General features: G+C 59.4%; 9 protein-coding genes. 5 read left to right on the forward strand and 4 right to left on the reverse strand.

Annotation, left to right across the window (positions count from 1 at the left end; translation table 11 throughout):
* Nucleotides 1–6 precede the first annotated feature (6 nt).
* The gene (paaK, locus tag ACR0CG_RS06930) at nucleotides 7–1,317 is read left to right on the forward strand and encodes a phenylacetate--CoA ligase PaaK (RefSeq protein ID WP_480523644.1); all 1,311 of its coding nucleotides are present in this window, start codon (nucleotides 7–9) and stop codon (nucleotides 1,315–1,317) included.
* 3 nt (nucleotides 1,318–1,320) lie between these two features.
* Nucleotides 1,321–1,917: a TetR/AcrR family transcriptional regulator gene (locus ACR0CG_RS06935; protein WP_480523646.1), complete on the forward strand. Its 597-nt coding sequence runs from the start codon at nucleotides 1,321–1,323 to the stop codon at nucleotides 1,915–1,917.
* Between the two features lie 11 nt (nucleotides 1,918–1,928).
* On the opposite strand, the gene ACR0CG_RS06940 is transcribed toward ACR0CG_RS06935, so the two are convergent.
* From ACR0CG_RS06940 to betB, 4 genes are all read right to left on the reverse strand, one after another.
* On the reverse strand, nucleotides 1,929–3,962 hold the full coding sequence (locus tag ACR0CG_RS06940) for a cytochrome c3 family protein (RefSeq protein ID WP_480523648.1): 2,034 nt from the start codon (nucleotides 3,960–3,962) through the stop codon (nucleotides 1,929–1,931).
* 26 nt (nucleotides 3,963–3,988) lie between these two features.
* Entirely contained in the window at nucleotides 3,989–5,233 is a 1,245-nt protein-coding gene (locus ACR0CG_RS06945; RefSeq protein WP_480523650.1) for a DUF3179 domain-containing (seleno)protein, read from the reverse strand.
* Nucleotides 5,234–5,265: 32 nt separating this feature from the next.
* Nucleotides 5,266–6,933, reverse strand: coding sequence for a sulfatase-like hydrolase/transferase (locus ACR0CG_RS06950; RefSeq protein WP_480523652.1), 1,668 nt, complete (start codon nucleotides 6,931–6,933; stop codon nucleotides 5,266–5,268).
* 551 nt (nucleotides 6,934–7,484) lie between these two features.
* Nucleotides 7,485–8,936 (reverse strand): betaine-aldehyde dehydrogenase, encoded by a 1,452-nt coding sequence (gene betB / locus ACR0CG_RS06955; RefSeq protein ID WP_480523654.1) that lies wholly within the window; start codon nucleotides 8,934–8,936, stop codon nucleotides 7,485–7,487.
* A gap of 1,171 nt (nucleotides 8,937–10,107) precedes the next feature.
* Between betB and ACR0CG_RS06960 the strand changes: the two genes are divergently transcribed.
* The 3 genes from ACR0CG_RS06960 (at nucleotide 10,108) to ACR0CG_RS06970 (ending at nucleotide 13,633) form a co-directional block, all read left to right on the forward strand.
* Entirely contained in the window at nucleotides 10,108–10,386 is a 279-nt protein-coding gene (locus tag ACR0CG_RS06960) for a hypothetical protein (protein WP_480523656.1), read from the forward strand.
* A 144-nt stretch (nucleotides 10,387–10,530) separates the two neighbouring features.
* Complete coding sequence (locus ACR0CG_RS06965; protein WP_480523658.1) at nucleotides 10,531–12,480, forward strand: S8 family peptidase; 1,950 nt, start codon at nucleotides 10,531–10,533, stop codon at nucleotides 12,478–12,480.
* A gap of 73 nt (nucleotides 12,481–12,553) precedes the next feature.
* Nucleotides 12,554–13,633, forward strand: a complete 1,080-nt coding sequence (locus tag ACR0CG_RS06970; protein WP_480523660.1) for a phosphotransferase family protein — start codon at nucleotides 12,554–12,556, stop codon at nucleotides 13,631–13,633.

Below are 13,633 nucleotides of genomic sequence, written 5' to 3' on the forward strand. Positions count from 1 at the left end.
ACCGCGATGGAAGATCTTAGCCCCAACAAAGCTGACCTGGACCCGATTGAAATCGCATCGATCGATGAGATACGGGCTCTGCAACTGGACCGCCTGAAATGGTCGGTGCGTCACGCTTATGAAAACGTGCCGATGTACAGGTCGCGTTTCGATGAGGCCGGCGTTCATCCTGACGACCTGCAAAGCCTGACTGATCTGGCAAAGTTCCCGTTCACCTACAAGAACGACCTGCGGGATAACTACCCATTCGGGCTTTTTGCCGTTCCACGCCGCGAAATCGTGCGCATTCATGCGTCTTCAGGAACCACGGGCAAGCCGACCGTTGTTGGCTATACGCAAAACGACATCGACAACTGGGCCGATCTGGTCGCCCGCTCAATCCGCGCCAGCGGGTTACGCAAGGGTGACATGATGCATGTGGCCTATGGGTATGGCCTGTTCACCGGCGGTCTGGGCGCACATTACGGGGCCGAACGGCTTGGTTGCACGGTCATACCGATGTCGGGCGGACAGACGGAAAAGCAGGTCGGCCTGATCACCGATTTCCGTCCGGACGGGATCATGGTGACGCCGTCCTACATGCTCAACATTCTCGAACAGTTTCACAAGGCCGGGCTTGATCCGCGCGAAAGCTCACTCAAGGTTGGCATCTTTGGCGCCGAGCCATGGACCGACGCCATGCGCAAAGAGGTCGAAGCCGCCTTTGACATGCATGCGGTCGACATCTACGGCCTGTCGGAAATCATGGGGCCGGGCGTTGCCAACGAATGCGTCGAAACCAAGGACGGTCCGGTGATCTGGGAGGACCACTTCCTGCCCGAAATCATCGACCCGGAATCAGGGGAGGTTCTGCCGGACGGGGAAATGGGCGAACTGGTCTTCACCACGCTCACCAAGGAAGGCCTGCCGATGATCCGCTACCGCACCCGCGACCTGACGCGTCTCTTGCCGGGAACCGCCCGGTCGATGCGCCGGATGGCCAAGATCACCGGGCGCAGCGACGACATGATCATCCTGCGCGGCGTAAATGTCTTTCCCAGCCAGATCGAAGAACAGGTCATGGCGACCGGCGGACTGGCACCCTATTACCAGATCGAGCTTTACAAGTCGGGCCGCATGGACGCGATGCGGGTGCTGGTCGAGGCCAATCCGGATTCGACCGACGAGTTGTCCAAAACCGCGGCGGCGCGCATGCTGACCAAGCGGATCAAGGACATCGTTGGTGTTTCAACCGAGATTATTGTAGAGGACCCCGGACAGGTTGAACGCTCGCAAGGCAAAGCCAAACGGGTCGTCGACAACCGCGATAAGGAGTAGACCTTGGCCCGTACCATCGCCAAAGATCACGATCAGAAACGTGCTCAAATCCTGAAATCGGCGGCACGGGTATTTGCCAATGAAGGGTTCGACCGTGCCTCGATGTCCTTGCTGGCCAAGGAGTGCGGGATATCAAAAGCCAATATCTACCACTACTACGACAGCAAGGATGCCATCCTTTATGATATCCTTGAAACCTACCTGCGCGATCTGCGCGACAGGATTTGCGGCATCAACACGGATGGCCTGACGGCTGAACAGAAGCTGCGGGCCGCGATAAAAGAAATCCTGTTCGCCTATCAGGGCGCGGATGATGAACATCGCGTTCAGGTCAGCGGCATGTCCGCACTGCCCGACGAACAGCAAAAGGTCCTGCGCGGATATCAGCGGGATCTGGTCAATTTCGTCAGCGACATAATGAAAGAACTGGCTCCGGGCGTTCTTGGAACAGACAAGAACAAGCTGCGCGCCGCGACCATGTCCGTTTTCGGCATGTTGAACTGGTATTACATGTGGAACACTGGTGCAGGGTCAAAAGCGCGCGAAGATTACTCGGACGTGGTCAGCACACTTACCCTTCACGGAATTCAGAACCTGTAGAAAGCTTGTGTCTATTGGGCCAAGACCGAGGCGCGCAACTCGTTCAGGGCCTGACTGTCTGGCACTTTGCTCAGGGCCTCCTCCAGAATGGCCAGCGTCGCCTCGCGCCCATCGACTGCTGCGGCAATCCGGACCAGCATGACCCAGGCTTCTTCGCGTTGCGGATCCATGCGCACAACCTCGCGAAAGGCGCGTTTTGCTGCGGGAATGTTTCTGAAGGTCAATGCCATTCCACCCAGTACCAGATGGGTTTCCGGAAAATCTGACCGCGCCCGCAGCGAGGCCCGCCACTCGGACATCGCCTGCTGCAACTTGTCCTGCTCCTGCTCCGGAAGACCGGCGGCAGGAAAGTCCAGCATGGCCTTCGCAGCCTCGATCCGCACCATCCTTTCCGAGTCGTCGAGCAGTTCGTTTAGCCTGTCCGCCTGTAGCCGGGGCGGCGCGGCCCTTTGAATTGCGATGGCCGTCGCCCTTATCAGCGGATCATCATGTGCCAGCAGAGGTGCCATATCCTCGGCGGTAGTCTCATCCGCGACCTGAGACAACAGCCATAGGGCTGTTGCCCGGACCAGGCCCGCCTGACTGTCATCAAGCGCCAGAGAGTTCAGGTCCGGCTTGGCACCCACTGGATCAGACCGCCCGGCCGCCAGCGTGACGCCGTAATGCGGGCGCGCTGCTGCATTCGGATGGTATTTTTCTATCTCCGCCGCCGCCCATTCTGCCGACCGATCCGCGTGGCAGTCGGTGCAGGCGTCTGGTGCACCGGTCACGTCTGCCAGATCCGGCCTTGGGATACGAAAGCTGTGGTCCCTACGACCGTCTGTCCCCATATAGACACGCTCGATCATGTGGCAGTTTTTGCACTGCGCGCCCTCGGAACCCGCTTCATGGAAATGATGCGAAGGATCATCGTAGGGCTTTAGCGGCAAAGACGTGAAATCGGGATTGCCTGCCGGGGAATGGCATTGCGTGCAGACGCCGTTTCCGTCTGCCTTCAATTCGGCGCTGTGGGCGTCGTGGCAATTCAGGCAAGTCACGCCCTTTGAGTACATCCTGGATTGAAGAAACGACCCGTAGACATAGACCTCGTCCAAAATCTGCCCATCGGCGTGGTAGAGGCCGGGGCGCAGCAACGACAGGTTGTAAGCCTCATGAAAACTGGTTCCGGGCATTGGATTTCCCTCGCCAAACGGCTCACGTCGGGAATGGCAGGTCGCACATTGCTGTATCGCAGCCTCAGCCCCTGCCCCGGCGAAATCCATCGCAAATCCGTATCCCGCGGGCGCGGGCACCGATGAGGTTCCGGCAGATTCCGCCCAGTCGACATGCGCCGAACCGGGGCCGTGGCAGGCTTCGCATCCGACCCCCGTTTCGACCTGAACCGAAGCATAGGCCTGACGGCGTTCGTCATAGCGCTTTTCGAAACCGGTCGCATGGCACTCCGCGCAGCGGGCATTCCAGTTCTTGTATGGTCCGGTCCAGTGCAACCCGTCATCCGGCGGCAATGTCTGGTCGGGGTACAAGTGGTACCAACGTCCGTTTTCGACATCCCAAACGACATCAAAGCTTTGCAATCGGCCCGGCTCGGTTTCGATCAGATACTGTTGCAGCGGCGCGACCCCGACAACGGAATGGACGGAATAGTCTTTCACCGTGCCGTCGGTCTCGGTCAGGTGAATGCGGTAGTTTCCGTTGTCGACTGAGAACTCGTATTGCACCCCGTCGTGCTCGAACCGGGTTCCGTCAAAGTCGGCCAGGACGGTATCCGGCGCGGGGCTGGTCCAGGCAAGCGCGTGATGCGACCCCATCCAGGCGTCGGTGGCATCCTGATGGCAGCCCGTACACTGCTCCGATCCGACATAGTGCTGGTCCGTGTTCTCCGACTGTATCTCTTGTCCCCTGACGGCAGCGGCAAGGTACGCCCAAGTTGCCAGAGCAAGGATCAGTACAACACCGAAATCCGAAATCCTGCCCGAGCAACCGGGCAGGTCAATGCGCCGGGGAACCGCCCAGCGAGGCTTCCAAAAACAAGTGTGCCGTCGCAATTGGAATGCTCCCCGGGCCCGTCGGATCACGCGGCGGTCTCTCCAACCACGTCTTCACCACCTTCTACACGATTGATGTCGGTGTTTGGAAAAAACTCGGACCAGACATGCCAGAACACGCCGGCCCGCAGCGTCTCGACCCTCTGCAACTGGCCCTGATCCGAAACACCCCAGAAATCGCATCGGGTCACGGGCTGGCCGCTGTCGTTGTACCAGACACCCAAACTCTCATAACGAGGGTCCAGACTGACAACGACGTCGCGCCCGCCAACCCGCGCGTTCACGATCCAGTCATTCTCGACAATGAAATCGTCGGTCCAGCAGGCCGCCTCATCCCCGATTGTGATCCCCCAGACATAGGTCTTGTTCGGCAGCCGATTGTCCGAGCGGTCCATGTTGTCCATCACCGGCGCATCTTCCTGATGCTGGCGGGAAATACCCCAGCCAAAAGTGATTTCCGTCACCATGTCCAGCAGGCGCAGCAGCGGGTTCGAAGAGGGTTTGTTCAGGTAAACCTCGCCGTCGGGAAAGGCCTTCTGAAACCCGCGAAACGTCATCCGATACGTGGGCCATGGCTTCATCCGAGCTTCCGGCCGCAGGGGGCAGGCAGGTCCGTCCGCATTCGGGTCGCGATCTGCTTCGCGGAAGCCGTAGATATGCTGAATCGGCTCGCCAGTATCATTGTCACGCAGGATCAGGTTGTTGCCGTGCTGGGCCAGAACCTCAAGGTTCAGCCGCTTGCCTTCGATGGCCGGCGAATATCCCTGACCGAGATTGGCCATGGCACAATAGGTCATCACGACGTCTTCGCCGCCCAGACCTTTTTCGTTGCCTGCCAGATGCGGGCGCATGATCTGCGCATCCGGATGGGCGCGGGCATGCCCATTGTTTTCGATCACGATAACCGGCGCCGTCGACCCGACGTATTTCCGCGCTTCGCTGATCGGAAAATACCGCGCCGTGTTAAGCTGGTTCCGCAAACCCAGATGCACCCAGACATAGGGAAACCCGTACAGGAATATCACCAGCAGCGCGGCGACAAACCAAAGCCAGAGCGGACCACCGCCAAACAGGAAATGCGCCAGCGTTGAAACGGCAAAGCCACTCAGCCCTATGCCGATGAGGCGGTATTCGTTTCGGATGAACCGCACCATATTTTCGCGCTTCACCTTCAACAGCATCTGCGAGATGTCGCCAAGATCGCGGAAATAGACAAATCCGATCCCAAGCGAGGCGATCAGGCCAAGAGCGAAGAGTATGTTTCCGACCATCTGCACCTCGTGATCCTGTTCCGGTTTTTGCGTTATTGCTGCGCAGAGGCGCGTTTTGTCATGAACGCATCTACGGCCTGTTGCGTTTCGGGGCGTATGTTCTCGATCCCTTCATAGGGCACACCGTAGGCAGGCGTTGTATCGGGATATTTCTCTTTTCTTGCCATGTGACGCCCCAGAATCCGCGCGAACTCCTGACCGCCCCAGGCGCCAACCTCGGTCGAGACCGAGTATTCTTCGCGTGTGTCCCGGTAAAGATCAAAGAACTTCGCGAGAATCGCACTTTCCCCGGGCCCCGGCAGTTTCAGCTTAAGCTGGTCTTTCACAACGGCCTCAGGCTTGTTGACCGAATAAATGATGACATGATCGCGCCGCGCCTTGGTTTCATCGGCAAACAACAGGGCGGCCGATTGGTCCACCCCGTCAACCAGACGATCTCGTGGGATATGCTGATCGGCCCCGGCGAACCGGGAGAGCGTTGTGTAAAGATCCGAGACGTGAATGATGCTGTTCAGCAGACCATCAGCCTCGATCATACCAGGCCAACGGATGAAGGCATCGACGCGGACACCGCCTTCGGTCGTGTCACCTTTGCCTCCTGCGTAGATCAACGGCGTAAAGCCGGATTGTGGAGCGTATTTTGTGAAGTGTCCGTTATCTCCCATCACCACGACAACGGTGTTGTCGGTCAGCTCAAGTTCATCCAAGCGGGCAAACAGATCACCCAGCCACTGATCCAGCAGCTGCATCTTGTCGACATAAAGTCCGCCATTCACGCTTTCCGGTCCCGATCGTCCGGCACGGGTGTTGTCCAGCGGGATCATTGGCCAGTATTGCAGGAAGAACGGCTGCTCACCGCCTGCAAGGCGGTCCAGCTCCTCCAGCGTCTTGTCCTGGAACGCCTGGTTCATCTCGTCATATTTCGCGGCATTCCAGCGTTCACCGGTTTCCATGCGGATTTCACGGATTGGGCCGTCGGTTTCACCTTCGATCACGGTCATCATTGCAGCAGCATCCGGCCGGAACCAGCCGTCCAGCGTGTACTTGTCGTCGTAATCCCGGATCGCGACCGAAACCTGTTCCCTGATCGCGTCGTCGTTGAAAATGGTCAGCTGCCCCTGCTGATGGATTGCGTGCTGAGCGTAATCAAATCCCTGGTTCATCGCCCAGCTTTCAGCGATGTCGCCCATATGCCACTTGCCCACATGACTGGTCGCATAGCCCGCCTGTTTTAGGACCTCGGCCAGCGTGACTTCGTTCTCCGGCAGGCCAAAACCTGCGATATCGACTGTCGTGTCGCCCATGCCCATCCGCACCGGCAACCGCCCGGTCATCTGCGCCACCCGCGTCGGCGTACAGGAGGGTTCGGTATACATGCGTACCATTCGCATGGCCTGATCCGAGAAATCGTTGATATTCGGCGTTTCATATCCCCGCACGGCGTTCAGCTCGGGTATTCCCATGTCGCCAAAACCCATATCGTCGATCAGCACACTGACGATGTTCGGTGGGTTGCCTCCGTTGCCGTCCCGAAATGCGGCCAGAGCGTCGTTGACCGCAGCGTCATCCTGTGCCCATTGGTCTTCATGCTGGGACTGAAGAATGTAAAACTCGGCATCGTGTATGATCGGAGCATCCTGCGCAAATCCAGGCGACGCGAAAAGACCTGCCGTCAGCACCCGATAGCAAAACTGTTTCATACCCTACCCCCCAGATAGACATTTTTTCGGCTGAACGCCGGGTGTTTCACATCGATACATTGCGTATACTAAATGTGAACTTCCCACGCGCGCAACCTTCCGGGCAAACGTCAGGGGCGGAATCGCCTGGGCTCAGCAAGCTCGGCGATGTTTTTTCGGAGCCGCAACCCTAAGACCCAATCACACATTCTTCAGAACGGGCGATGAGCGGGTCGACTAATTCCCAATGGCTTGTGGTATGATGTGCTCACGGGTCGGCGACCTTGATTGCCGCTGCAAACTCACCTCAGTCAAACTCGGAAAATTCAGGAAGTAAGACCTGGGTCAAAGCCAACTGCGCTTGTTCGGGCGCTGCCCCGCAAGGCATGCGTATACGCGAAGGCTCGGTCATCAAGCCATCACCGTGGCGCATTTCGACCTCGTGCATTGACAGGCGCAACTGCATTGGCCCCATAAAACCACTCGCCGAAACGAAAAAACAAAAGCCGGATCGGCCAATAGGCAACCATGCCTATGGCCGATCCGGCATCCTTTTGCACTGTTGTCGCGTTCTAGTACGGCGCCTCAAGCGGCGTCATGCGGACATAGACGGATTTGAGCTGGCTGTAATGTTCGATCGCAGCCTTGGAGTTCTCGCGCCCGACCCCCGATTGCTTGACGCCACCAAACGGCGCTTCGACCGGCGCATCATTGTACGAGTTGATAAAGCAGCTTCCGGCATCCAGTTGCGCGATGACCCTGTGCCCACGTTTCAGATCGCTGGTGAACACACCGGCGGCCAAACCGAAATCGGTGGCATTGGCGCGCGTGATCACCTCTTCCTCGGTTTCGAAATCCAGCACGGCCATCACGGGACCAAAGATCTCTTCAACCGCGATCTTCATGTCGTCGGTAACGTCGGCGAAAACCGCAGGCGTCATCCAGTTGCCCGGACGTTCAATCCGTTCGCCGCCACAAACCAAGCGGGCCCCTTCGGATTTCCCTGCCTCGATATAGCTTTGGGCGATCTCCAACTGACGCGCGCTGACCAGCGGGCCAAAATTGGTGGCCTCATCCTGCGGGTCACCGATGATCGCGTTGGCAAGCCGCTCCTGCAGGCGGTTCAGAAACGCGTCCTTGATGCCCTTCTGAACAAACACACGTGTCCCGTTCGAACACACCTGCCCCGAAGAATAGAAGTTGCCAAGGATCGCGCCACTGACGGCGTCTTCCAGATCGGCATCGTCAAACACGATCATCGGAGACTTGCCCCCGAGCTCCATCGTGACATGTTTCATGCCCGCAGCCGCAGCAGCATAGACCTTTCGCCCGGTGGGCACCGAACCGGTCAGCGATACTTTGTCCACCCGGGGATCAGTGACAAGGGCAGCGCCGGTTTCACCCCGCCCCTGCAGCACGTTGAACAGACCCGGCGGCAGGCCTGCCTCGGACAGGATTTCAGCAACCTTGAGCGCGCAAAGTGGCGTTTCTTCAGAAGGCTTGAAAATCACGGCGTTGCCGCAGGCCAGTGCTGGCGCGGCCTTCCAGCAGGCAATTTGCGTGGGGTAGTTCCAGGCACCGATGCCGACACACAGTCCCAGCGGTTCGCGCCGGGTGTAGACCCAGTCTTCGCCAAGCTGTATGTGCTCGCCGGTTAGGCTGCCTGCAAGACCGCCAAAATACTCCAATGCATCTGCGCCCGATGTTGCGTCCGCAACCAGGGTTTCCTGCAGTGGCTTGCCGGTATCATAGGTTTCCAGCACTGAAAGCTCATGGTTGCGTTCGCGCATGATGTCGGCGGCTCGGCGCAGGATGCGCCCGCGTTCGGTGCCGGACATGGCGCCCCAGGCTTTTTGCGCCGTCCGGGCCAGCGCGATCGTCTGATCGACGAGCTCGGGAGAGGCCTCGTGCAACCGCGCGATCACCTCTCCGGTCGCTGGGTAAATCACATCAAGGGATCGACCGTTTTCATCTTCAAGATAGGCGCCATTCACGTAATGGCTGGCCTGAGGCTGCGCGATCATGTTCTGAGGTCTCCGAAACATGGCTGATGGGTAGTCCGGAACTGGTTTTCTCCGGCAGGTTTGTATTGCGAACGCATGGTTCTAAGCAGACGGGCCAGCGCGGATCGAACCGGCCATTTTATCTGCGGGGATGACCATGGTGGATTTTTATTGATCAGTCAATCAACTAACCGGATGATCCCATGCACACCGTCAGAGACCACGTTCGCAACTGTTTCCGACACCAGAATCCTGTTCGTAAAATCCCCAGTTGGAGAAGAGCCCTGACCGACCGGCTGGCGCGGGCCGCCCCAGTTCCTATCGCCGCAAAACGGGGGAATCGATGGCGGACCGGTCGCCCCGGACCCAGCGCCGAAACGGGGATCCGAATTGGGGCGTTCGCAAGCACAACCCCGGCGGCAACCCAATCAGCCAAGCCAAATTGACCATCAACGCAATGTGCGCGAGCGACCCGGCCTAACAAACCCGCTGCGTTGCAACCACTCCGGACAACCTCGGGATGTGCGCAGCTTATCAACCTTTTACACGAGACCGGACCGGAAAACCTCTTTCTGCAAACGCTGGATCATTGACGCAGAACAGGGCTGGTGCACAGGCAAGCGGTCTATTCCGGCGCCCGGCGGACTCTGTTTAGAATTGAAAAAACCAGCCTAAAACGCTATTATGATCGCGTTTATACGAGTTATTGAATGTAGACGGCGGGCACCACTTTTTCTCCGCTCGGTGGCCTCAGAGCCATTGTTCCAAAGGATTGCGGCTTGAACTGCGGCTGGACCTGACCGAAGCATACAGCGCCCCTTCGACAGCAGGCTTTTCTGCCTCTGACGGAACGCCCCCGCTTTCGGATGAAACACCAGACACGTGCCGTGGCATTAACAAGTTAGTCCGTATTCTTTTGACCTGATGCTTTGACGCCCGGGCGAGCCCGCATCTGCGCAGGTATTGAAAGAAACGGTCATGAGCACTCCCCGCTCGAATCTCCGACGAGAATTTGATATGGCTCCGTGTATTACGCCGGATCCCGTACGAACCGAGGTTGTGAAATGGCACTCCTTCACAAAACAGGTGTTGAGAAGACCACAACGGATCGAACCGCCTGGATCCACCGGGGGCATATTCTGTCGCGAGACCATTCGTCAGACACCACCCACCCTTTGCAAAGGGTCCGGCCGTGAATATGCGCGTTATGGTCGAGATTACCGCATCTGCACATTTCGATTTGCAGGATCCCGAAGCACTGGCCACTCAGATGAGAAAGCTGGGGTTCGAACTCGACCCGGATCTGGAACCTGTTCCGATGAACGAGACGGGCCACGGCGCACAACGGCAGCCGACCAGCGTGATACTCAGCGGAACCATTGCCGACGCGGCATCTCTGGACGCACTCAAGCTACGGCCGGACGTCATAAACATTTGGGGCGATACGCCAATTGCGCCTTTTGCCCCATAAGCCGCGTTCAACCTGCTGAACCGGATTTCTTCCACCACTCAAACTCAACCAATCCCGAAATCTGTCGTGGCGACGTTCGCCGCGACCGACAACCTGCGCAACCAGTTTCCAGTGCAACAAATTTAACCCAATGGAGGTATAAAGATGGCTGCTAAAAAAACCACGCGTGGCAGGAAGTCCAACGGCGACAACGGCTCGCCCCCAAACGGGGTTCCCCAGCCCACTGACGGCAAGGGCCGGCTGAGTATACTGGTCGAAATGCGGTATACACCCGGCGGCTCCGGTCCCATGGCGATGTCCTCGGCCGAAGGTTTCTCGGGCGACGGCTTCGCTGTCGACAATGAATTCGAGCCCGTCAGCATGGGCGGCACCGGAAGCGCCGAATTTGCCGCTTCGGGTCAGGCCCCTGACGAAACCTTCGTGGTGCGCGGCACCGTTGCAAGCGAAGACGCAATGGCAGCCTTGCGCAACCGCCCCGAAGTGGCCGGTGTCTGGCGCGACGTCCCAATCGACGGTTTCCCCGTCGACAATCCGTACGGGCCGCAGACAGGCGGCGGCATGGCAGCATGCCCGATCCCGCCCTGCGACTGCAGCCCCGGCACGCCAAAGGGCAACATGGCCGACGTCGCCACCTATCTGGGCGTCGATCAGGTCTGGGCGGCGGGGTTCCGTGGCAACGGAATTGTTGTCGGCGTTTTGGACAGCGGCATCACCGCGCAAGGCCGGCCGGTCAAGAACGGAGAGACCTCGCGTCGCATCCCGCGCGTAATCGGCGGATGGCCGTCAGACTGGGGCACCGAATCCGGCAAATGGGGCAATCACGGCAACATGTGCGCCACTGATGTTCTTGGCATGGCGCCCGAAGCCCAGCTTTACGATCTGCGGATTGCCGGATCTGGCGGCTCGCCCGGGACGATCAGCCGGGCATTGCAGGCGTTCAACTGGTCCATCAACCAGTTTCGAAGCAATGGCACTCCGCAAGTTCTGACAAACAGTTGGGGTATTTTCCAGGAAACATGGGATACCACCTATGCCCGCAACCCCAACCACCCGTTTACCCGCAAGGTGGTCGAGGCGATCAACGAAGGCATTCTCGTGCTCTTCGCCGCTGGTAACTGCGGAGATACCTGCCCCGACAACCGTTGCGGCGCCGATAACGGCCCGGGACGCAGCATCTGGGGTGCAAATGGCCACCCGCTGGTGATGACCGTCGGCGCGGTGAACAAGAACGAAGAGTTCATCGGATACAGCAGCCGCGGACCTGCCGCTCTGGATTCGAACAAGCCTGACTTCTGTTCCATCAGCCATTTCACGGGGTATTTCACAAGTGACTCCGGCACCTCGGCAGCGACGCCGATCCTTGCGGGTGCGGTGGCGTTGCTGAAGCAATCCCAGCCCAGCGCAACGCAGGCACAGCTGAAATCCATACTGAAAGCAACGGCCAAGGATATCGGGGCCAGCGGCTTCGACCAGCATTCCGGATCCGGCATTGTCCAGATCAAGGCCGCATATGACCGGTTGCACCGGCCTGTCCGCAGAACGATCGTCGGACCCGCATGCCCGCGCAGAACGGTGGTTGGACCCCTTTGCCCGCGCCGGACCCTGACCGGGCCGTGGTGTCCGCGTCCGACAACCGTCGGGCCGCGCTGCCCGCGCCGGACTTTGGTTGACCCATGGTGTCCGCGCCGGACCCTGGTCGGGCCGTGGTGCCCGCGTCCGACAACCGTCGGGCCGCGCTGCCCGCGCCGGACCTTCACCGGACCGTGGTGTCCACGCCCGACCTTCGCCGGATGCCCACGCCCGACCCTGAGCGGGCCGAGATGTCCTAGGGTCACGCTGGTAGGCTGTCCGCGCCCGACACTGGCCGGATGTCCGCGTCCGACGCTCGCAGGCTGCCCACGTCCCACACTGGCTTGCTTCCGCGCTGGCGACGAGGATTACTATGACAGCGGCTGGGACGACGGATACGACGACTGGGACGACGGTTACGCGATGTACGAAGATGCCTATGACGATGAATGGGTGGATGAGTACGGCGCCGAGTCCGACGCCGACTATTGGGACGACGACTACGGGTATGATGACGAGTACTGAGTCATCCTGCCGGATGTAACGACCACGCACCCTCGGGCCAACCGCCCGGGGGTGTTCCTGAGGGACTTACGACATGACCGATGCAGCCATTCGTTCGAACACAGAACCATCGCGCAGGCCGCGTGCGGAAGAACGGGTCGCTTCTGTTCTGCGCAGGTGTAACCTGATCCCCGCGGCGCGGATCGTGCAACAGGGCATGCGCATCATGGCAACCCGGCGTGACCGCGCAACAACAGCCACGGTTCATCTGGGCGGACAGGGAATGTTTCTGGTCAAATTGGGCACCCGATCCGCCAGCAACTGGAACCGGCGCGAGATAACCTGCTATCAGGCGGTACAATCGCTCAGCCCCGGCATCGCGCCCTATCTGGCGCATTCCGATCCGGATCGAGGCATCCTGATCACCGAACTTCTGGACCCGGCCACAACCCTGCACGACTTCATGGGGCGCAACCCCTTGGATGACCCAGCCGTGCTTGATGGTCTGGCAAACGTGCTGGCCCGTCTGCATCAGGGACACGTAGATGACACGCACCTTCCCTCGGCTCGTCCCTGGATGCTGGCCGGGGATTCCGGTGGGCTGCACGAACAGTTGCATCACCTCCTGCCCGATCCGGCTGCGCGTGCGGCGGTCATGGCCTGCATCAACCGCGCTCAGGCAAGATGGCGGGAAACCTGCCTCATCCATGGCGATCTCAAATGGGACAACTGCCTGCTGCAGTCCGGCCCGGATGGAACGGTGCAGATCCGGCTGGTCGATTGGGAACTGGCGGGTCTGGGCGATCCCGCCTGGGACGTCGCAACGGCCGTGCAGGAGTACCTTCAGCTGGCGCAACCGCCCGTCAGCCCGGACAATAAGCCACTGGCCTCTGTCCCTGAAAACGAAGCCTGCCGGGCTGCGGTCCATCTGTATTCAGCCTACACGCGCGCCACCGGCTCTTTAGGATCCGCAAATACGGATTTCCTGAAAAGATGCAGCCTCTACACCGGTATCCGACTTGTCCAGACCACTCTCGAGTTGCAATCGATGGAAAGCCCGGACGGGACGCGCAGTCAGGTAGCCTTGGCCATGGCGCTGAGGGTGTGCCAGACTCCGAAATGGCTTGAAACCCTTCTTCGGGACGGGCCGCGAATTGGAACAGGATCGGTATAG

The organism is Ruegeria sp. AB8 (assembly GCF_056542605.1).